The organism is Paenibacillus baimaensis (genome assembly GCF_025567575.1).
This window is the reverse complement of record NZ_JAOQIO010000010.1, coordinates 1-21439: the sequence shown is the minus strand read 5'-3', so window position 1 is coordinate 21439 and position 21439 is coordinate 1. Positions and strand designations below refer to the sequence as shown.

General features: G+C 45.1%; 16 protein-coding genes. 7 read left to right on the top strand and 9 right to left on the bottom strand.

Going from position 1 to position 21439, the window contains the following annotated elements; genetic code table 11:
• Positions 1–19: 19 nt before the first annotated feature.
• Both OB236_RS05430 and OB236_RS05425 read right to left on the bottom strand, forming a co-directional pair.
• Positions 20–1036 (bottom strand): zinc-dependent alcohol dehydrogenase, encoded by a 1017-nt coding sequence (locus tag OB236_RS05430; RefSeq protein ID WP_262683108.1) that lies wholly within the window; start codon positions 1034–1036, stop codon positions 20–22.
• Positions 1037–1220: 184 nt separating this feature from the next.
• Positions 1221–1892, bottom strand: coding sequence for a GntR family transcriptional regulator (locus OB236_RS05425; RefSeq protein WP_262683107.1), 672 nt, complete (start codon positions 1890–1892; stop codon positions 1221–1223).
• A gap of 525 nt (positions 1893–2417) precedes the next feature.
• Between OB236_RS05425 and OB236_RS05420 the strand changes: the two genes are divergently transcribed.
• The 7 genes from OB236_RS05420 to OB236_RS05390 all read left to right on the top strand — a co-directional run bounded on the left by OB236_RS05420 (position 2418) and on the right by OB236_RS05390 (position 12472).
• Entirely contained in the window at positions 2418–4856 is a 2439-nt protein-coding gene (locus tag OB236_RS05420) for an Ig-like domain-containing protein (protein WP_262683106.1), read from the top strand.
• 37 nt (positions 4857–4893) lie between these two features.
• Positions 4894–7656 carry a cadherin-like beta sandwich domain-containing protein gene (locus OB236_RS05415; RefSeq protein ID WP_262683105.1) on the top strand — a complete coding sequence of 921 codons (2763 nt, stop codon included), beginning with the start codon at positions 4894–4896 and terminating at the stop codon, positions 7654–7656.
• A 163-nt stretch (positions 7657–7819) separates the two neighbouring features.
• Positions 7820–8050, top strand: a complete 231-nt coding sequence (locus OB236_RS05410; protein WP_076231065.1) for a hypothetical protein — start codon at positions 7820–7822, stop codon at positions 8048–8050.
• Positions 8051–8270: 220 nt separating this feature from the next.
• Complete coding sequence (locus OB236_RS05405) at positions 8271–9731, top strand: sulfatase family protein (protein ID WP_262683104.1); 1461 nt, start codon at positions 8271–8273, stop codon at positions 9729–9731.
• Between the two features lie 58 nt (positions 9732–9789).
• Positions 9790–10551: an ABC transporter permease gene (locus OB236_RS05400; RefSeq protein WP_262683103.1), complete on the top strand. Its 762-nt coding sequence runs from the start codon at positions 9790–9792 to the stop codon at positions 10549–10551.
• The gene (locus OB236_RS05395) at positions 10527–11357 is read left to right on the top strand and encodes an ABC transporter ATP-binding protein (protein WP_262683102.1); all 831 of its coding nucleotides are present in this window, start codon (positions 10527–10529) and stop codon (positions 11355–11357) included. The genes OB236_RS05400 and OB236_RS05395 overlap by 25 nt, the downstream gene beginning before the upstream one ends.
• Before the next feature lie 50 nt (positions 11358–11407).
• Entirely contained in the window at positions 11408–12472 is a 1065-nt protein-coding gene (locus OB236_RS05390; RefSeq protein ID WP_076231054.1) for an ABC transporter substrate-binding protein, read from the top strand.
• 74 nt (positions 12473–12546) lie between these two features.
• Here OB236_RS05390 and OB236_RS05385 read toward each other — a convergent pair whose 3' ends face one another.
• From OB236_RS05385 to OB236_RS05355, 7 genes are all read right to left on the bottom strand, one after another.
• Positions 12547–13242, bottom strand: a complete 696-nt coding sequence (locus tag OB236_RS05385) for a response regulator transcription factor (protein ID WP_262683101.1) — start codon at positions 13240–13242, stop codon at positions 12547–12549.
• A gap of 7 nt (positions 13243–13249) precedes the next feature.
• Positions 13250–14761, bottom strand: a complete 1512-nt coding sequence (locus OB236_RS05380; RefSeq protein ID WP_262683100.1) for a sensor histidine kinase — start codon at positions 14759–14761, stop codon at positions 13250–13252.
• 67 nt (positions 14762–14828) lie between these two features.
• On the bottom strand, positions 14829–15653 hold the full coding sequence (locus OB236_RS05375; protein WP_262683116.1) for a carbohydrate ABC transporter permease: 825 nt from the start codon (positions 15651–15653) through the stop codon (positions 14829–14831).
• A gap of 5 nt (positions 15654–15658) precedes the next feature.
• Positions 15659–16537 (bottom strand): carbohydrate ABC transporter permease, encoded by an 879-nt coding sequence (locus OB236_RS05370; protein ID WP_262683099.1) that lies wholly within the window; start codon positions 16535–16537, stop codon positions 15659–15661.
• Between the two features lie 87 nt (positions 16538–16624).
• Positions 16625–17926 (bottom strand): ABC transporter substrate-binding protein, encoded by a 1302-nt coding sequence (locus tag OB236_RS05365; RefSeq protein ID WP_262683098.1) that lies wholly within the window; start codon positions 17924–17926, stop codon positions 16625–16627.
• A gap of 109 nt (positions 17927–18035) precedes the next feature.
• Positions 18036–19595 (bottom strand): response regulator transcription factor, encoded by a 1560-nt coding sequence (locus tag OB236_RS05360; RefSeq protein WP_262683097.1) that lies wholly within the window; start codon positions 19593–19595, stop codon positions 18036–18038.
• The gene (locus tag OB236_RS05355) at positions 19592–21352 is read right to left on the bottom strand and encodes a sensor histidine kinase (protein ID WP_262683096.1); all 1761 of its coding nucleotides are present in this window, start codon (positions 21350–21352) and stop codon (positions 19592–19594) included. The genes OB236_RS05360 and OB236_RS05355 overlap by 4 nt, the downstream gene beginning before the upstream one ends.
• Between the last annotated feature and the right edge of the window lie 87 nt (positions 21353–21439).

Here is a 21439-nt window from a genome sequence, read left to right as displayed (position 1 = left end):
TTCTTCTCTCCTTATCACTCTAGGGATGGAACAGCACTTTAATCGAAACATCGGGATTTTCCATCAAATGAAAACCCTCCTCAATCTGCTCAAGCTGTAGCTCATGGGAAATGAGTGGGGCTACATCAATGGCTCCACTATGCAACAGGTTGATCGCCTTGGCAAAATCACTTTTGCTGCAGCAGCGCGTCGTCGTTAATGAGATTTCTCTATAATGCATCGCTGCCAAATCAATCGCAGGCGCTTGCTTGAACACACTGACCACGACAATTTGCCCTTGAGTTTTGACCGTTTCAATCATTTGCTTGGCTGTGATTTGGTTACCTGCCACCTCAAACACGACTTCGGCGCCATTCCCGCCGGTTCGTTTCAATATCTCCTCGGTCACGTTGACTTCCTTAGCGTTCAAGGCGGTAAGTCCAAGCTGCTCCGCCTTGGCCAGCCTATACGAGCTGATATCGGAGATTAGCACCTGACCTGCTCCCGCCTGTTTGGCTATCATACCGGTGAGCAAGCCTATAGGCCCCGCTCCCAACACTACCACATGATCCCCAACCTTCAGATTGGAACGGCGAACCGTATGGACAGCTATAGCTACAGGCTCTGCAAGTGCTGCATGAGCATCCGATAAACCTTCAGGAATCCGGTGAAGCCTGTCGAACGGAACCGCTACATATTCCGCGAAGCCGCCATCCTTGTCGATACCGATCAGCTTCAAGGTTTTACACACATGAGACGCACCGGCGAGACATGCCTCACACTTGCCGCAACTCAGAGTTGGTTCTATAACCACACGATCCCCTACAGCCCAATCAGAATCACCCTGCAGCCTTTCGATCCTTCCAGAAAACTCATGTCCCATCGCGAGCGGAGCCTTGGCTCTTGGATGCTTGCCTGCATAGATCATCATATCAGTTCCGCAAATCCCTGCAAAGGCTACCTTGATCAGCGCCTCTCCAGGTTGTAGATCGGGCACTTCAATTTGACCGGCCATCACCTTCTTTTCAGAAATATATAATCCTGCTTTCATTGTCATTGGGTTCTACTCCTCTATGTTCATTTGGGAAGCTTTCTTCGAGCGGGGGATTGGGCTGCTGTCTTCCCAAACCTTGACTTCACATTCCTTTTGAATGGCTTCCAGTGTATCTTGTATACTTGTCGACAACTTAAGTATAAAGAATTATTTAAGGCTTGTAAATACCATTATCGTAACGTAAGCCTTAAAATAAGCTCTCATCCACGGATTTTTTCGTATCCATAAAATGCTCCTGAATGATCTTGCTCATATTGGAAGCATCGCGTGAAACAAGCGCGTCCACGATCAGCTTATGCCGGTGAATCAGCGGCTGGATTTCCTCCTTATGCTTCGAGAATCGTCGCTCCGTTGCCACTAATAGAACCGTGAGGATGACATAACGGATGTTATTCCACAAATATAAAATCCGGCTGTGATGAGCGCTTAAAATAATCGTTTCGTGAAACAGCAAATCATAATAGGCAAATTGCACAGGATCATCATGGCTTGCTGCCAGCTCCATTTTGTCCACAATCTGCTGCAGTTCCTTGATCTTCTGCTCATCATAAGCGCTGGAAAGCTTCTGAACCGCGAACCCCTCGAACAGAAAACGGACATCATTCAATTCTTCCATATCCTTGGATTTAAGACCAATGACCACGGCACCCATGCGTTCCATTCGAATCAAGCCCTCATTGGATAAAATTTTGAGTGCATCGCGAATCGGTGAACGACTGGTTCCAAATTCCGCGGCCAGCACATTTTCCGTTATCACCGTCTCAGGAGCCATCGTTCCATTAATAATCCGCAAACGAAGCTCACTGGAAATTTTTTCACCCAGGGAAGCCCCCTGCAGCCACATTGCCGGAAATTGCATCCGTTTCACCTCATCTTGTGTACTTGTCGACCATATAGTCTATCTATCATACCTGATGTGAGCATATCATGCCAGATTTAGTAACTTGCAAAAATCTGGTGAGACAACTATTAGTTCCACTGTAGCTGCATTCAGGTACCTCAATATTGTTACCCTGCGGGAAGATCAATCTATTCATTTAAATTGAACAGATAGAGTGCTTTATAAAATAAAAATAAAATATATTTCAATTATATTTAAATCACAAAAAATAATTTTTTTGATATAATAAGAAGCTGTATTACAACACATTTCAACAATATACGACTTTTCCAAACCTCAGTTATTTCCATTCTTCTCACATCTACTAGCCTCATATGACATCCAGGAAAGGAACATTCTTAATCAATCTCAACATTTCAGAATTTCAATTTTCTTCGACCATCAATTTCACCAATTTCGAAATTGTCCTCTATGCTATTTCTCAACAAATTTCAACTAAATTTTTTCTGAAGTCTACTATAAAACAACAAGGAGAGCTACTAGATGCCGTCTAACCCGACAAGCAAGAAATGGTCTTTGACTGCAAAAATAGGGGTATTTGCGAGCGCAATTAGTTTGGTTTTTCCATTCGCTTCCATTCCAAATCCGGTTCACGCAGAGACGGTTAAAGTCAAGGCTATTGTGACCGATAACATGAGCTGGGCCACACGCAATAGCTCGGCCGATACCGATACCCAGTTTACTTTTAATATTTCGAAACGGTTTAAAGACTATAGTGGCCTAACGCTGGTTTCCAGTGATAGCAGCATGGCTTCAGGCTCAGTCACAGGAAACATAGCGACGATTACAATATCCAAGCCCGGGTCCCCCGTATTTACACTGAGCGGAACCGATGTCGACAATAATATGATAACGGATACCTTTGGTGTGAAGATAACCAAGCTGGGCGACTTTACAGGTGACGGACTGGTTACGACTGCAGATGCATTATTCATCTCTCGATACCTTGCCGGTAAGGAAACTGTAAGTGAAGATGAAAAACTGATGATGGATATTAACGGGGACGGTAAGGTAACCAATGCCGACGCTGTCGCTCTTACCACCTCTTATGTCGGAGGAAAGGATGCAAACTCCGGAGTCACCAGCTATACCGCTATATTCCAGGATATTAATGATCTGCCGCTGGCTCTTGGAGTGAATATAACTGGTCTTGCAGAGATTGACAAAGTCGTAACAGGTGCCTACAGATACTTCGATGTGGAGGAAAAACCGGAGGCCCAAAGTCTATTACAATGGTACAGTGGCGATAATGCTGACGGCAGTGGTAAATCAGAAATTTCAGGAGCAAATTCAAGCACTTATACAGTCAAGCAGCAGGATGGCGACAAGTACCTGTTCTTCGGTGTCACCCCGGTCGAGAGCGGTATAGTCGGTAAACAAGTTATCAGCGCCGCAAGTACCAAGATTGCCGGTACAACAGCTCCCACTTTTGCGAGTCTAACGCCTGTTAATGGCTTATCCAACGTTGATGCGACAATCTCTTTGATCAGCATTACTTTCAATAAAGATATCTTCGCATTGAACAAAAATATCACGATACGTAAGCTTTCCGACAATTCAGTCGTGACTACTCGAAAAGCCAATGAAACAGGCGTAGCTGTTGCAGGTAACAAAGCGGATATTACCATTACCGGATTAGAGGAAAATACTGACTATTACGTTGAAATTGAAGAGGGCGCGTTCAAGGACGCTTCAGGAAATCCGTTTGTGGGTATAAGCGGCAGCAGCACGTGGAAGTTTACAACGGTAGACAACCCGCCGACACTGATAAGTTCGATTCCATCTAATAGTGCTGTAGGGATAAATTCGTCAATGAGCTCCATCAGTATGACCTTCAGTGAGAATGTGACTGCAGTGAGTGACAAGAAAGTTATGATTTATACCTCTTCGGATAATAACGAGGTTGCCAGCTATTCCGCTAATGATCTAAATAATGTCACGATCAGCGGCAAGCAAGTGACGATTAAAGCTCCAGCTTTGCTCGCCAGCACAAGCTATTATGTAAAAATCGATGCAGGTGCGTTTATCGATGCTTCTAGTAATCCTTATGCAGGTATAACGAGCAATAGCGGATGGTCATTTACAACATCGGCAACGGTTACTGCCACAATGACAGCCGAGACATACCCAGCTTCGCTAAATCAGGATAATTTGGATGCAGCGCTCATAACGCTGAGTGTGACAGGCGACTCTTTCAAGGATGATGCCGGAGCTGCAGACTTTACTCTGAACAATGCTCCAGCCGGATTAAATATTGCATTAGCCTACGTGAGCGACGGAAAAGCTTACCTACTGCTGGAACATGATTGGGTCAGCTACACACCAAGCATTACAGATTTCAGTATCACAGCGAAGGCAAATGCGATGACCCAAGGCGTAGCTGTCACTTCGAATGTTATGACTATAAGTACGGTAGCACAAACGTTGAACCTTTTCTTTTCCGAATATTTAGACGGTGGAGATGGTCGAATTGCTATTGAGCTTTACTATAAGGGGGACGGAAATCCCAGCCATAAGGCTGAAGGCTATGAAATTGAAGTGCAGAAATATATGAAGGCAACCAACACAATTCAGAAATCAACTCGTTCCATCTTTCCAGTGGTTCCAGCAATGCCCTATATCTTCATAGATTCTGTCTTTTATGATGCTATGGATATTACTCCTATCACTTATTTTAATGATGATCTTTCCATGTTCAATCCAACTCAATTTGAAACGACTGCGCTTATTCTTAAAAAGAATGGTCAAATCATTGATGTACTTGGAACTCCCAATGCTACTAGCGCAATACCGATTCTAGCCGGTGGAGGAACGCTGGTTCGCAAACAAGGAACAATAGGCGGTATGGGCAACTTCGCACTTAATCACTGGATCAGGTACCCAAAAGAAACTTATCAATACCTTGGTAGCCACACTCCATAAACGATAGTTATCCTTGAAAGGAAAGAGAGGTCAACTCATGCCAGTTCGAAATAAATGTTCAAGTACACCATGGACAGGGTTAAGCGCACTGTTATTTTTAATAACCATCATGCTCATCCATCCTTTTCAAGCTTCGGCAGCTCCGGCTGGCGCACAGATCTTCATCTCACCGGTAACAGGAGTTGCCGGTCAACAAGCAGATGTTGTTGTATCGATAGCTCCGAGCTCCGAGGTTGCAGCCTATGGCCTGCAGATAGACTATGATAAGAATGTATTGGAGGCTGTCAGCATCACACCGAAATACGGCAATCCCTCCGAGACCGAATGTGTGAATGACAATAATGGCTGCTTCCAATCTCTCATAAACGCAGCGTCCGGCTCGTTCAGGGCAGCCTGGTTTGATGTGTCTGGTGGTAGCCATCCAGTCACTACGACCACTGAATTGTTCACGGTTCGCTTTATGATCAAGAGTAATATCGTATCGGGCAGCAAGCTGCTGTCTGTGGATACGACCGACCCAGAAAAACTTAATGCAACTGATGCTTCGGGCCATAACGTTTCCCTACTTGTAACTATAGGGAAATCCGGCTTGGCAGATCTTAAATCATTGTCAACCTCAACTGGTGATCTGACGCCTGCTTTCAGTACCGGTATTCGTTCCTATCATCAGAATGTAGCTAATGACAAGCTGCAAACCACGGTGACCGCAGTTGTCTATGATCCTGCTGCAACCCTGAAAATTCGCGGAATAACGACTGCAAGCGGTACAGCGTCAGGCCCGATTGCGCTTGCTACCGGGGATAACACGATTCCAATAGAGGTGAAGGCAGCTGACGGCTCCTATACGAACCTTTATACACTTATCGTTAATCGTGCACCTTCAACTAATGCTCAGCTAAGTAGCCTCACGACCAACGTTGATGTTGTTAATCCACAATTTTCACCGTTAACAACTAATTACGATCTGTTTGTGGGTACAGCCATTCAAACGATGACCGTAACTGCCAGCGTTTACGATGCATCCTCCCAGCTGAGTGTTAATGGAGTGTCGGTTAATAGCGGCTCCGAGTCTGATGCTATCAGGCTCAATATAGGGACCAATACGATCAGCATATCTGTGAAAGCACAGGACGGAGTTAACACCCAAACGTATACGTTGAATGTCCATCGTGCACCTTCAACTAATGCTCAGCTAAGCAGCCTCACGACCAACGTTGGTGCTGTTAATCCACAATTCTCACCGTTAACAACTAGTTACGATCTGTTTGTGGGTACAGCCATTCAAACGATGACCGTAACTGCCAGCGTTTACGATGCATCCTCCCAGCTGAGTGTTAATGGAGTGTCGGTTAATAGCGGCTCCGAGTCTGATGCTATCAGGCTCAATATAGGGACCAATACGATCAGCATATCTGTGAAAGCACAGGACGGAGTTAACACCCAAACGTATACGCTGAATGTACGCCGTGCAGCCTCCAATACATCAACAACAAGCTCACCAACGGGCACATCAGCAGCACCGACAACTACACAAGCACCGAGCAGCAGCAGCGTTGTCGAGATAATTATAGACGGTGTAAAACAGGACAAGCTGGCAACAGCTCTAACGGAAAAAAATGGCGAAATCACGACCACAAAGATTATTTTGGAGCAGGATAAAGTAACCACCAAGCTCGAGAATGACAGTAGTAAAATCATTACGATTCCTGTTAGTGGGAACAGCGATGTGGTAGTTGGCCAATTGACCGGACAACTAGTCAAGCTAATGGAAACGAAAGAGGCCGTACTGGAAATCAAAACCGATCGTGCCTCCTATACACTTCCGGCCCTGCAAATGAAGATTGATGACATCTCCGCTAAGCTAGGAAGCAACGTACAACTGCAGGATATTATCATCAATGTGATTATCTCGACACCCTCCAAGGAAACAGTGGATATGCTTCAAAAAGTAGCAAACGAAACAGGTGTGAAATTAGAGGTCGCGCCAGTCACCTTTGAAGTTACAGCTACCTTGGGAGATAAAAAAGTAGAGGTTGAACGGTTTAACAGCTATGTGGAGCGTACGATTACACTACCCGATGGTGTCGATGCTTCACAAATTACGACGGGTGTCGTATTAAATCCAGATGGTTCATTCACTCATGTGCCAACAAAAGTAATCAAGCAGGGCAACCATGACAATGCCATTATCAACAGTTTGACCAATAGTACGTACACGGTCGTATGGAGTCCCAGAATCTTCTCTGACGTGTCGACACACTGGAGCAAACAGGACGTCAACGATATGGCTTCCCGGCTTATTATCCGGGGAGTCAGCAAGGATTCATTTGCACCTGACGAAGCGATTACACGGGCGGAATTTGTAACAATTATGGTTCGTTCGCTTGGAATTAAACATGGAGTAGTCGCGGCTCTGCCATCAGACGTCCGCAAGGATGATTGGTATACGGATACGGTTGCGACAGCATTATCCTATCAGTTAATAAGGGGTTACGAGGATGGCTCCTTCCGTCCTAATCAGACCATAACCCGAGCTGAAGCAGCTGTGATCCTTAATCAGGCCTCTAAACTCGCCAAATTAAATGCATTTCAATCAGGAGATACGACCAAACTGCTACAAAATTTCAATGATAATCAGATGATCGCGGATTGGGCCAAGCAGGCAATGGCTGCAGCTGTATCTAACGGAATTATTCAGGGCGACCAGCAAAAAATAATGCCTCAGGACAATGTGACCCGTGCACAAACAGCAGCAATGATGAGAAGACTTCTTCAAAAAGCAGGTCTGATTAACAATTAAATGGTACAAAAAGGGTTATCCTGCAGCACATTTGTGCTCAGGATAGCCTTTTTTGTAAATTGCCTCGCTTTTTTATTCCAAATAATGGAATTTATGTTTGGTTTTATAACGAGCAGGTTAATAATAGTACACAAGTGCATACTAACATTGGAGGCGACCTGATATGTCGAACAATACCTATAATAACGAAGATTTGAAAACGACCGTAAAGGCACACGAAGAGTTCGATGAGCAAAAAGGGTCTGATACACCGATCAGTGAAGTTATGAACGGATCCATGGCTCCCAATATGGAAGAAATCAAGCGGCTGGGCAAGGATATGAAGAATATGAAAACCGAGGCAGAGCTTAATGAAGAAGGCTTGGTCTCCGATCCGATTCAGAACGAATCATAGAGTCAAAGAAGCTATGAATGAATCGCTATATCGCAAATTTCACATATGATCAAATCATTGATTATTAAGCAAAGGAGCTGCCCATACTGGCAGTTTTTTTGCTTTTTTTATGGGGATATCATCGTAGATATGACGAATAAGGGTTGAAGAATGTTCAACCTTATGTTTACAGAAAATTAAAAATATAATGAAAATATCACTTAGCACAGGAGGTCAACACATGAGAATTATTTATTTGGACATCGACTCTCTTCGTCCCGATCATATGGGCTGTTATGGCTACAACCGCAATACCACACCTAACATTGATAAAATTGCCGCAGCTGGTATGAGATTCAACAATTGCTACACCGCGTCTTCTCCATGTGTACCATCAAGAGCCAGCTTCATGTCAGGCCGATTCGGTATTCACCACGGAGCGCTGACGCATTGGGGACCGGGCGGAGAGTTTCATTACCCAGAAGGCGACGGGCACAGCGAAGACATTCCTTTCTTTACGAGACATATCCGCAAAGCTGGATATAAAACGGTTACATTCTCTACCTTCGGAGATCGCCATCACGCTTGGTGGTATTTTGCCGGCTGGAACGAAGTTCATACGCATTCTTTAAAAGAAGGCAACGAAAATGCCGATGAAGTAAACGCTTCCGTAATTCCTTGGTTGAAGCAGCATGGTAAAGAAGATAACTTCTTTTTACACATTCAATATTGGGACCCACATACATTCTACACGTATCCCATCGAATATATGGAGCAGTGGAAGGACGCGCCTCTGAAGGCTTTCCCTGATGAAGCAACTATTGCCTCCCAACAAAAGGACAGCTTTCCGCGTTCCGCTCCTTTCCTTCACTGGGGTGATAAGTATCCGGCTACGATGCCAGGACAAATCGCTAATCGCGACGATTTCAAGCATGTGATAGACGGCTACGATGGCGGTATCAGTTACATGGATAAATATGTAGGTGAGCTGTTGGACACACTGCGCGAGCTTGGCATCGAAGATGAAGTGTGCTTCATTATTAGTGCCGATCATGCCGAATCCCTTGGGGAGCAGGGCATTTACATCGAACACGCAAGTGCGACGGAAGCTGTCCATCATATTCCGCTGATTGTTACAATTCCGGGTGTAACCCAGCCGGGGCAAGCCGTTGACGGCTTCGTCTATAACGTCGATGTAATCGCTACCCTTACTGATCTGGTTGGACTCGAAGTGCCATCAGGGTGGGACGGTCGCTCCTTTCTCCCAGCACTAACAGGCGAGCATTGGCAAGGACGCGATTATCTGGTGATGGATCATGCTTTGTATGTATGCCAACGCGCTATGCGGGACGAGAAATGGTATTTCATCCGTACGTATCATCCGGGATTGCTGCTGCATTTTGACGATGTGACTTTGTACGATATGGTTAACGATCCTAATCAAACCCGCAATGTGGCCCATGAATTTCCTGACATGGTGAAAGAAATGGACCATCGCTTGTCCCAATGGCAGCATGAGCAAGCACGCAAGCCAGGCTATAAGGTAGACCCGATGCAAAAAGTCATCGAAACTGGACCATGGAAATATTTGAAGGTTGAGGATTGGGTTCGTAAATTAGAAAAGAGCGGCTGGAATGAAGCAGCATCGGAATTGCGAAGCATCTACTCCAGTGAGGCGCTGCAGCCTGCCTATGATGGGTAGACCTACCTGCAACAGTCCCTATTAATTAAATTAAGCTCTATGAAAAGAGGTTAACACTATGAAAAAAATCCCCAACTGGATGCTGACGATCATCTCCTTGATCGTAGGTATACTGGTCTGGTACCTGCTATCATCGATTCCGGCTATAGGAGCTATTATAGCAAGTCCGGTCAAGGTGTTGAAATCGTTCTCCACGGAGATTGGGAGCGGCCGGATGTGGACCAACGTATGGGCGAGCCTGCTCCGGGTACTTGGTGGCTTCTCACTCGGGCTGATCGTAGCTATACCTGTTGCATTTTTGATGGCATGGTACTCTTTGATCCGTTCCATCGTGGACCCATGGATTCAATTTTTTCGGACCATCCCCCCTATCGCTTTGATCCCTCTTGTTATTGTTTCACAGGGTGTGGGCGAATCGGCGAAAATCAGCGTTATTTTTGTTGCTACCTTTCTGGTCATGGTAATCACTATTTTTCAAGGAATACGCAACGTCGATCCAACCTTAATCCGTGCGGCCCGGGTGCTTGGCGCCAGAGACCGGGACATTTTCTTCGAGGTCATTGTACCTGCCTCCTTCCCTTATATTCTGGTAGGGGTGCGACTTGGTCTGGCTGCTGCGTGGACAACACTTGTTGCTGCTGAACTAACGGGCGCCAATAAAGGACTTGGCAACATGATCATGGAAGCAAGCTTATACTTCCGCATGGATGTCGTCATACTCGGTATCATTGTCATTGGGATTATAGGCTTGGCTATGGATAAATTCGTATTGTTTCTGGAGAGGAGGCTGACAGGATGGCAGGAACTTCGGCAAAGCTAGAAGCGAACAACATCAATAATCAAGCGACAGAAGCTAACAAAATTGAGATCAGCGGCCTGTCGAAAATATACAAGGGACGAAATGGCGATACCATTGCCCTGCAAAACACGGATTTAACGATCAAAAATAATGAATTTGTATGTGTAGTCGGCCCAAGCGGCTGCGGGAAAACAACCCTGCTCAATATTATTGGCGGACTTGAAGCCGCAACCTCAGGTTCTGTGCGAGTCGATGGCAAGGAGGTGAACGGCCCCGGTAGGGAACGTGGTGTTGTGTTTCAGCAGTACGCCTTATTCCCGTGGAAAACCGTATTGAAAAATGTTGAATTTGGACTGAAGCTGCGCGGATTAAACCAGAAGGAACGCAAGGAAAAGGCTGAATCTTATTTGGAGCTGGTGGGACTCAAGGACTTTGCCCATGCGTATCCGAAGGAATTGTCCGGCGGGATGAAGCAGCGGGTCGCGATTGCAAGAGCATATGCGGTGGAGCCTGAAGTGCTTCTTATGGATGAGCCGTTCGGAGCGTTAGACGCCCAGACGCGAGCCCAGCTGCAGGAAGAGCTGCTCAAGACCTGGCAGAAGCAAAAGAAAACGTGCTTCTTTATTACTCATGATGTTGAGGAAGCCGTCATCCTGGCCCAGCGTGTCATTATTATGAGTGCACGTCCCGGCCGTATCAAAGAAATTATAGATGTAGACATCCCTTACCCTCGAGATCAGTCAACCAAGCTGGATGAACGATATATCAGTATCAAAAATGAGATATGGTCCAAAGTGTACCGTGAATATCTCGAGGTGTCGAAGTAATCGGTATATATTACCGTTATACTAATCATAATAAAGGGAGGGTTTTTAACATGGTTTACAAATCACAATCCGTAATTAAGCTTCCACTGGCAGCACTTGCACTCAGTCTTACACTTCTTATCAGTGCCTGTGGTTCAGGCAGCGGGTCCACGAATGCCAATGCACCACAAACGCCAACCCCCACTGCCAAAACTGAGGAAAAGGTACAAACCATTAATTTCGCTTATATGCCTAACATGGGGGGAGCAGCACCGATTGCGATTGGCGAGGAAAAAGGCTTCTTCAAAGAAGCAGGCATTAAGATGAATGCCGTCAAATTTCTAAGCGGCCCTCCGGAATTTCAAGCCATGGCAGCGGGTGAAATCGATATTGCTTATATTGGGCCTGGAGCGACCTTCCTATCTGCTCAAGGTCAAGGCAACATCATAGGGATCGTCAGTCTCGGCAAGAGTGATATGGTGTTCGCCACGAAAAAATCCGGTATTAAAGAATTTAAAGATTTAAAAGGTAAAACCGTTGGGGTACCCAAAGGAACCTCGGGTGAAATGGTATTGAATCTGGGCATAGAAAAAGCCGGGCTTAAGCTGAGCGATGTGAATATCGTCAATATGGATGTTGCCGGTGCTGTTACTGCTTACGTTGCAGGCAAGGTCGATGCAGTCGCCATCTGGTCCCCGTACACATCAGAGATCGAGAAACAAATTGGCAAAGAAAACATGGTTAAGCTCGGGGATAACAGCAGCTTCTTCCCTGAATACTCGTTCCCGTCCAGCTGGGTCGTGAATCCGAAATTCTTAAAGGAAAAACCGGAATTGGTTGACAAATTCATGAAAGCGATGGCGAAAACAACCGAGTACAAAATAAGCCATAGTGACGAAGCCGTTAAATTAACAGCTGCCTATACACAGGTGCCTGAGGATAGCCTAAAGCAAGAGCTGGAAAGTATTGATTGGATCGATAGCAAGAAGCTTGCGACCGTATTCAAGGACGGCACAGCCAAGCAATGGTTCGACAATTTGCAAAAGCTGTTTGTCGCTAACGGCAAAATGGACAGCATCGTGCCATCGGAAAAATTCATGACGACGGATCCAGCTATCAAAGCGGTTAACCCGTAAGCAGGTTCAAGCGATACCACGCTTAGCTCTATAGAAACTTATACATTGTGATGATTACAAATAAGAGAAGGGCTCTATAGCCCCTCTCTTATTTTATGTATGTAGGGTATAATGTCCGAATCACGCAGCATGGCGGTTACTTCTTTTGTTCGCTTTTTATTGAATTTTTTCAAAATGAGATTAATTTGTGATTTGATGGTGGACAGCTCCACCTGCCGTTCCTTGGCAATCTCCGTGATTTTCATATCCTTTAGCAGCAGATCAAGAATGGCTAGCTCGGAGGGAGTTAATTGGTACAAAATCTGAATGGACTTGCGAAAGGTTTCTTCGTTGCGCCGAATACGGGTAAATTCATTTTTGATCTTATAGGCGACCTCAGGACGAATTTGGACCTTGCCCTGATAAGCCGTTCGGATGCTATTGATAATTTCGCCAACCGAGCTTGTTTTCAATACATAATCAACGGCCCCCGTTTCAAAGGCGCTAAATACAGTTTCGTCATCCTCATGAACGGTCAGGAAAATAATCTTCGTCTCGGGAAATTGCGCGAGTACCTTTTGTGCGGTAATAATACCGTCATGCTTCATATCCATCTCAATATCCATCAAAATAATATCCGGTCTAAGCTGCGGAACGAGGCTTAGCACCTCTTTGCCACTGGAAGCTTGTCCAACGAGGATCATACCCTCTGTCTGCTCGATCAGTAAGCAAAAATGTTCTCTCAATACGTCCAGGTCCTCGGCTACAAGAATACGAATTGGTGGTGTCATAGAGCCCTCATCCCTCCTTTGCTGACGGTTTTAATAAGTATAGCGGAATGATGACCTGGAAGGTGCATCCGGTATTTCCCTTGCTGTCCAGATGAATATGGCCGTAGTGGCCCAGCACGACATGTTTAACATATGATAACCCCACCCCCCAGTTCCTGGTCGTGTTCTTGCTCGTATAAAAGGGGTCAAAAACGCCTTCCTGCAGCTCTTTTGCAATGCCAGGGCCATTGTCGGTTACTTTAATAATGACCCAGTCTTCCTCCACATAGCTGATCAGACGGATTCTTCCTTCCGGATCGTCTCCAATCGCTTCGATGGCATTTACCAGCAAATTGTGGATCGCTTCGGACATGTGATACACATCGATTAATACAAAAGTTTCTTCGCTTGGCACTTCAACCTCAACCGCGATAGATTCCGGCACTGTCGTGCGGTCGAGCGTGTGATCGATAAGCTTGTGGACAGCGTACGGTTTTAATTGAAGATGATTGCTTTTCGAAGATTTATATAACTGGTCCAGCCGTCCGAGCGTGTGATCAGCGATATGTGCCGCTTTTTCCAAAGGGATCATCGCCTCGGCAGAGCCAGGTGTTTCTTGCTTGTTGAGCTGATCTGTTGCCTGTGTGATGAGCAGTTGCATCATAATCAGCTGATTTTTAATCGCATGTGTGAATACCTGGGCACCCATATTAGCCGTTTTCAGTTTTCTTTGCAGGTGCAGGTCGTTTTTACCCATCTTGTTTTCGATCTCCGCATATTTCCATATCGACACAATACTAATGAGTGATAGCACCCCCGTAAACACGATGCTCAAGTACCACTGGATGAGAGTCAGCGGTGGATTGAAATTCGAGAAATCCGAATAGAGGACATAGAACGTTCGTACATCAAATACTTGCAAAGGTCCCATAAAACCGAGGAAAAAATAAAAGAGCACCAGCGAGCATACGCCCAATATAATGAATCTGCTCTGCTGCTTCACCCAGGGTATCGTTATTTTCCGGTAGCTCCAGATCATGATGGAAACCGCCATAAGAGCAGAGATAACGATCCAACCCCGTGTCAGCCAACCAACCATATACGTATAATGGCGTTCCATGACCGTAAGCGCCTCTTTGTATATAATCGGATCATAGAAAATAATGTTGGCAAGCGCCAAAAGCAAGCTCAGCGCGTAGATATGCCACTGCTTCCAAATCGTTCTAGAAGATAACAGCGACAGGGATAACCCGATGAGACTGAAAATAAACATCGATCTTCCCACCGTAATCATGCGGCTGATGCCTTCAATTTTAATAGGCGAGTTCAACAGCAAATTACGAATGTCATCATTGAAAAATAAGACAATATTCACCTTATAATAGAAGCCGCCATATTTGGCTATAAACAAAATAAGACCGGCTATACTCAGGAACCAGCCAAACAGAACAAAACCCATCCAGTACGCAGAAGGGTTTCGAGCTTTGGTTATGAACAGCGCAATAGCCGCTACCATGAGGACCATAAGTAAAATCGTCAAGTTGTCACCCGCATCATCAGTATAGCTTTATCATACCACACAACGCTGATATATATCTCACATAAGGCTAACCTTTAACCGCCCCGGCAACCAAACCTTGAATGATAAATCGCTGCATGAATAAGAAAAATACGATAATCGGAAACATCGAAATGGTGAGCGCAGCCATAATGGAATTCCACTCGTTGCCATAATCACCGAAAAATATACTGACAGCTAAAGGAAGCGTCCGGAACTTATCGGAACTGATCATGACCAAGGGCAGCATGAAGTCATTAAACACCCCAAGTACATTGATGATGGCGATTGTTGTCGTAATAGGCATCAATAAAGGCATAACGACCTTATAGAACATTTTAAATGGACCACAGCCATCTATAAACGCGGCCTCCTCCAATTCAATGGGAATCGTTTTGACAAACCCATGGTACAGGAACAAAGCCATAGGTACCAAAAAGCCCCAGTACATGATAACCAGACCATAAACCGAATTGATTAAGTATAAATCCTTGGCTACCTTTAGTGCGGGTATCATAACAATTTGAAAAGGAATGACCATCGAGGATAATACGAGGAAAAATATAAGCTGGCTGACTTTGCCCGGGCTTCTGACGAGTCGATAGGCGGCGGCAGAGCTTACCAGCAATACGCCCCCTACCGAACAAACGGTGACAACGATGGAATTAAGCAAGGCACGGGGATAGTTCATCGAAACCCATACCTTGGAGAAGTTGTCCAGAGTCCACGAGCCGGGAAGCGCAATTAAAGATTGCGAAACTTCAAGATACGTTTTAAAACTGTTGAGAAATGTTAAATAGAAAGGATACAGCATGAGAACCGCAGACAGGATCAGCAGCAGTTCAAGCATCAATAACCCGACTCCATATCGCATTTTCCTCACGCCTCCACCTCTTTTCTTTTCATAAACGCTACCTGGGTAACTGAGAACAAAGCCAGTATAAGAAAAAATATGACCGCTTTAGCAGAAGCGTAGGAGAACAAATCGCTGCTAAAGGCATCCTGATAAATCTGATAGGAGATGGACTCTGTCGTTCCGTAAGGTCCGCCCATCGTAAGTGAATAGTTGAGATCGAACGATTTGAACCCGTGAACAATAGAAAGAAACACACAGATCGTAATCGAGGGCCGGATCAATGGAAGAATGATGCTCCAAAAAAGTGTAAGCTTGCCGGCTCCATCTATTTCTGCGGCTTCCTTCAGGTCGCTGGACACCCCTTGCAGCCCTGCCAAATAAATAATCATATAATAGCCCAGACCATGCCATACCGTAACAATGATGATGGCCCAGAAGGAATGACTCGGCAAGGAGAGCCAGTTATCCTTCAGTAAGTCGATCCCCATGAATTGACCCAGCTGCGGGAACATATGTTTAATAATAAAATTCCATAGGAAGCCCACCACAACCAGCCCCATGACCGTTGGTAAAAAGAATGCCGTTCGCAGAAAATTTCTCATTTTCAATCCGGTATTTAAGGCGACTGCCAACAATAACCCGAGTACATTATAGGCAATTACTGTAGCAGCCACATATTTCAAGGTGAAGGTGATGGTTCTGGCAAAGTTCGAGTCTTTAAACAAGCCTATATAGTTTTTCCATCCTACCCAATGAATTTCACTCCTGATTCCATCCCAATCCTGAAAAGAGTACAGAATTGAACGGATAAACGGGATGAAGATAAACATGAAAAACAAGACAAGCATCGGACCGACAAATGCGACATATACAAGCCTTCGCTGAATGACATTCTTACCCATGATGAACTCCTTCCAAGCCTTATGATAGCGACGTGTGCCAATGAGAAGGGCCTGGTTATGACAAGCACCAAGCCCCACTTTGAAAAGCTATTTTTTCATATGCTGAATCCAGAGATCCTGCAGCTGTTTCAAAGTTTCTTCCTTATTCGCTACGCCTGCGATGTAAGCTTGCAAAGGCTTGGCGATATCCGTATTGAAGCCGGCCGGCCACAGTCCGGTGCCATAATTGTCATAGGTTTTGCCCGCTTTCACGTAGCTGTTCATGTCTTCGTGCAAAGGCCCTAAATTTTTTCCATTTACATCATCAAACACAGGAGCCAAATTCATTTTTTCTACAATATATTTTTGTCCGTTTTTATGAAGCCAGGTTAGAAACTCCTTGCTTTCTTCCAGATTCGCTGAGTCTTTGTGGAGAACAAAATAAGCCGTGGTGGCAACTTGCATCTTGGTTTCTTCAGCGTTGTCATTAAGCGGTACGGCGAACATCCCCATGTTCAGCTTCGGATTTAGTTTCAGAAGAGGCCCTGTGTACCAGGTTCCCTGCTTGATCATGGCCATTTTCCCGTCGGCAAAATCCTTTTGCTGCTGATTAAAGTCATAGCCTACCGATTGCTTACCCAAACCGTAATCATCAGTCAGATCCAAAACCGTAAAAAAATTATCAATATTCGTCACATTTTTGATTTGCTTCGTGCCTTTGTTGATCTGATCGATCAATCCGGCTTGATCTTTCTCATAAGCAAAGGGAATACCGAGCAGGTGCATGAGAAAACCCCAGTTGCTCCATGCTTCCCCGAAGGATTGAATGTTGGCTGCTTTCAGTTTATCAGCTGTCTGCTTCAACTCCGATAAGGTTGTCGGGACTTTAGTGATTCCCGCTTTTGCGAATAAATCCTTGTTGTATACAAAGCCATGCCCTTCTACCTGCATCGGAAAACCCAATTGCTTACCGTTAATCGTCATTGGGGCAAGGCTCGGCTTCAGTGCGTGCGCCATCCACGGCTCTTTCGACAAATCTGCGAGTTTATCTGCCCAAGCGGGAATTTCTGAAGCGCCCAAGTAAAAGATATCCGGCGCGTCACCAGCAGCAAAGCGCGTCTTTAACAAAGTGCTTGCTTTATCCGGAGGAATTTGAAAGTCCACCTTCACTCCCGGATGCTCAGCTTCATAATCACTAACAATCGCTTTAACATTTTCGGCATGCTGCGGCGTTAATCCGATTGCTTTCAGCGTAACATTTTTCGGCGGCTTCGCTTTATTGCCTGATTCTCCTGCTGCCGAACTTTCCTTCGCTCCCCCATTGCCCGGTACCTGATTAGTACAACCGACAAGAGCTACCGTAACTGCCATTAAGACCGACAGCATGGAGCAAGACCACTTTTTCCCCATTTCCTAACCCCCTATTTATCGCTGCTACAGTCCTATTATAAGATAAGAATGACCGCACCCAACAAGGAGAATCGCCTTGTAAAAAAGGAATATTTGAACTTCTTCAGGTTCACCTGTCTCTATTGTGTTTACGGAATTGGATTGGAGATAATCCGGTCTGTTTCTTAAATACTTTGCTGAAATAATTCTCATCCTCATAGCCGAGTGAATTAGCTAATTCCGCAATCGGAGCATCTGAATGGATCAACAGCGATATCGCCTTTTCCATGCGAAGGCTGGTTAAGCAGGACATGATGGTGGTATGGTATTGCTCTTTAAATTTTCTGGTCAAATGCTGTGGACTGAAATGAAAGGCCTCTGCCAGCGTAGACAACGAAATCTGCTCCTGATAATGCTTGTGGATGTACTGATAAACCCCTTCAATTCCAAAAGATAAAGAATGATCGTTTCCATACTCGGCCATTTCCCAGCAGCGCTGCTCAAGCTGAGCTTGCCATTCATCCAAGTCACAAATCCATAAGGAAAGTAAACCGTCTATTCGATCTTTGTTCGTTTGACTAGAACCTCCGATACGCTTCACCAGCAGGTTGGCTTCCATCGTGTATACTTGAAGTTGTTCCAGTCGCAAGGAACCACAGGCGTGCAGCGCTTGAACAAAAGCTCCTATAATATCCGTCAAACCGGCACGATGACCTCTCTGGATAGCGTTCATCAACAAGATTTCCCGATCCGCCCATCGGGGCAATTCGTGGGTAGATTTGATCGAGCCCTTCAATAGCTCGCTTTTCAATAAGGAGGCTCGTGCCTCGGCGACTGCAGGAAGCAGCTGTGTAGGATCCGCTACCGATATGAAGGTTCCTTGCAGCACCTCCAAGCCTAACGTCTCCCGCCATGCCTGCTCTAATTTTTTGAGATACCAGTTATATTCGTTCTTTATATTATCAGAATGTGTAGATGACATGATCAGGATCCATTGGTATTCATCCAGCCTGCATAAGTAATGCACCACGTGAGACTTGAGAATTTCTTGCGCAATATTATTGACAGCGAATTGAAATAATCCGATATCCCCTACAAATCTTCCATCGATCAGCCTCGTTTTATTTCGCGGCAGCATAAAAGAAATACTCAGATTGTGGGAGGGGAGCCCGATTTTATGAAACAGATTGCGAAGGGTTTCATCCTGCAGCACAACGTTGCCTTTAAGAAATTCGACCAGCTTCTGCTCATCCAGAAGTGAGTCGGCAAGACGAAGGCGGTGACGCTTTTCAAGCTCCTCTATCGATTTGTTATGGATGGCTTGACTGGACGTTACGGCGCGATAAACAGCTTCTTCCAAATCCTTGGTCTTGAACGGCTTCAGGATATAATCGACCCCGTTTGCTAACAGCGCTGCTCTTGTAAAGCTATAGTCGGCATAGCCGCTAACGACGATAACCTGGGTATCCCATCCTTCGTCCCGGAGTGACTGCAGTAATTGAATCCCATCCATCTGCGGCATACTCATATCGCAAAATAAAATGACTGGATGATGCTTCCTGACCAGCTCCATCGCCTGAATACCGTTATCGGCCATGAATCGTTCTGTTATGCCGAATTGCATCCAATCCACAGCAAGATCAATTCCTTTGCGGACATGCTCTTCATCATCGGCTATCACTACTTTCATGATTCAGTCCTCCCCTCTGCAGTTTGATAAGGAATCGTAAAGGACACGACGGTAGCTTCGTAAGGTACACTTCGAATCCTCCAATGAAATTCCGGTCCGTAATAAAGCTGTAAACGATGTAAAACGTTAAGAAGCCCAATCCTTGTATCGGAATTAAACTGATAATCCGTATAACTCTGCTCCAGCTGCTCGATCATTTTGGAATCCAGACCTTTACCGTTATCTATGATTCGGATTTCAATAGCGGCACCGGACTCAATGCAAATGTGCACGGTTCCGTTTCCTCGACCCTTTTCCATGCCGTGCACGATACTGTTCTCAACCAATGGCTGAAGAATCATTTTCGGTACCTGAATGTTCATCAGCTGTGGTGGGCATGAAATTTTATAGGACAGCTTGCTCGCAAATCTTCCCCCTTGAAGCGACAAATAATTTTCAATATGCCTAAGCTCGGTCTGCAAAGTTACCACCTCCGTCTTAAGGTCCATACTGTAACGAAAAATATCTCCCAGCTCAGCAATTTTATCGTGGATTTCCCTGACGCCATGACTGAGTGCCAAGGTTCCAATGGACTGGAGAGTGTTGTAAAGAAAATGCGGATTAATTTGGGACTGCAGCATTTTTAGCCGGGCAGTTGATAGCTCCAATCGGTTCCGGTATTCTTCGTTAATCAATATATCCAGCTGCCGAACCATATTTTGAAAGCGCTCTTCCAAAACTCCCAACTCATCCGCTACCCCCGTCTTCTTATCCACCTTGAAATTCCCGGTCTGGACCTTGGCCATGTTTCTTATCATTCTCTTAATCCGCAGGATCATATAGTAGGACATCAATGTCACCAATACAATGATAAATACAATACCAATGGATTGAACGATCAACGATTGGCTCAACGTCTGATTAGCTGCCTTATTAATGGTTGAATCGGGTACAAACCTTACTATGGTAAGGGGTAATTTCCTGAATTGATCCGTTGCATATATAAAAACACCTTGGGCTCCGTTCCATTCTCCGCTGATGAACCCATTCTGATCACGAATGCTTGCCACCATAGCGGTAATTTTATCGTCTCCAGCCTGATTCAGATCGGAATCGGAAGTGAATGCCAATTGAGGCTTTTGATGAATGAGGAAAAACTCCGAGCTTTCTTCTTCAGGATTGGAGATTCCGCTGACGATTCCTGCGATTTCTTTGGGACCAATATAGAGAGAAGTCAAGCCTAATACCCTCGAGTCGGGATAATCTATTAGCAGCTTGTTCATCGACAAAATCCGATCTTTACCCATATGAGAAACCTGAAATTCTTTGGTAATGTCCCATTCATTAGCCTGTGCTTTGATCATTTTGGGGTCTGAGGATTGGATGCTTTGACCGTTACTATTAATCATATAACGCTGACCGGATAAAGCACTCATGAAATCAACGGCCTTCAATTCAAGATGGCTTGCGTAAATTTTTTGCATCTGTTGTGAGAAATATAAGGCTTCGTACGGTGTAATCTCCGAGCTTTGCAAATATTTCATTAAATCCTCGTCTTTATAAAAAGACACAGCCAAATCTGATAGTTCAACAAAATACCTTTTGAGCCCGTCCATGCGGATCTTCATCGAATGCTTATTCAACTCAATGATTTGCCGTTTCACGGAATTGCTATTCGTCTGATAAGCGATCACATTGGATAGAAAGAAGGGAATAACTGACGCAATCAGCATTCCCGTTAATAATTTCGCAAACAAGCTTTTTTTTATCCAGCTCATATCGGTTCTCCTTGGATCAATATGATGAATCCACGTTTGTTGGAACGATTATACAGGCGGCTATATTTATAAAGCAAGACTTTTTAC

Excerpts from the sequence above, each read along its gene's own strand:
- OB236_RS05430 (WP_262683108.1), bottom strand. The coding sequence starts at position 1,036 with ATGACAATGAAAGCAGGATTATATATTTCTGAAAAGAAGGTGATGGCC.
- OB236_RS05425 (WP_262683107.1), bottom strand. The coding sequence starts at position 1,892 with ATGCAATTTCCGGCAATGTGGCTGCAGGGGGCTTCCCTGGGTGAAAAA.
- OB236_RS05420 (WP_262683106.1), top strand. The coding sequence starts at position 2,418 with ATGCCGTCTAACCCGACAAGCAAGAAATGGTCTTTGACTGCAAAAATA.
- OB236_RS05415 (WP_262683105.1), top strand. The coding sequence starts at position 4,894 with ATGCCAGTTCGAAATAAATGTTCAAGTACACCATGGACAGGGTTAAGC.
- OB236_RS05410 (WP_076231065.1), top strand. The coding sequence starts at position 7,820 with ATGTCGAACAATACCTATAATAACGAAGATTTGAAAACGACCGTAAAG.
- OB236_RS05405 (WP_262683104.1), top strand. The coding sequence starts at position 8,271 with ATGAGAATTATTTATTTGGACATCGACTCTCTTCGTCCCGATCATATG.
- OB236_RS05400 (WP_262683103.1), top strand. The coding sequence starts at position 9,790 with ATGAAAAAAATCCCCAACTGGATGCTGACGATCATCTCCTTGATCGTA.
- OB236_RS05395 (WP_262683102.1), top strand. The coding sequence starts at position 10,527 with ATGGCAGGAACTTCGGCAAAGCTAGAAGCGAACAACATCAATAATCAA.
- OB236_RS05390 (WP_076231054.1), top strand. The coding sequence starts at position 11,408 with ATGGTTTACAAATCACAATCCGTAATTAAGCTTCCACTGGCAGCACTT.
- OB236_RS05385 (WP_262683101.1), bottom strand. The coding sequence starts at position 13,242 with ATGACACCACCAATTCGTATTCTTGTAGCCGAGGACCTGGACGTATTG.
- OB236_RS05375 (WP_262683116.1), bottom strand. The coding sequence starts at position 15,653 with ATGCGATATGGAGTCGGGTTATTGATGCTTGAACTGCTGCTGATCCTG.
- OB236_RS05370 (WP_262683099.1), bottom strand. The coding sequence starts at position 16,537 with ATGGGTAAGAATGTCATTCAGCGAAGGCTTGTATATGTCGCATTTGTC.
- OB236_RS05365 (WP_262683098.1), bottom strand. The coding sequence starts at position 17,926 with ATGGGGAAAAAGTGGTCTTGCTCCATGCTGTCGGTCTTAATGGCAGTT.
- OB236_RS05360 (WP_262683097.1), bottom strand. The coding sequence starts at position 19,595 with ATGAAAGTAGTGATAGCCGATGATGAAGAGCATGTCCGCAAAGGAATT.
- OB236_RS05355 (WP_262683096.1), bottom strand. The coding sequence starts at position 21,352 with ATGAGCTGGATAAAAAAAAGCTTGTTTGCGAAATTATTAACGGGAATG.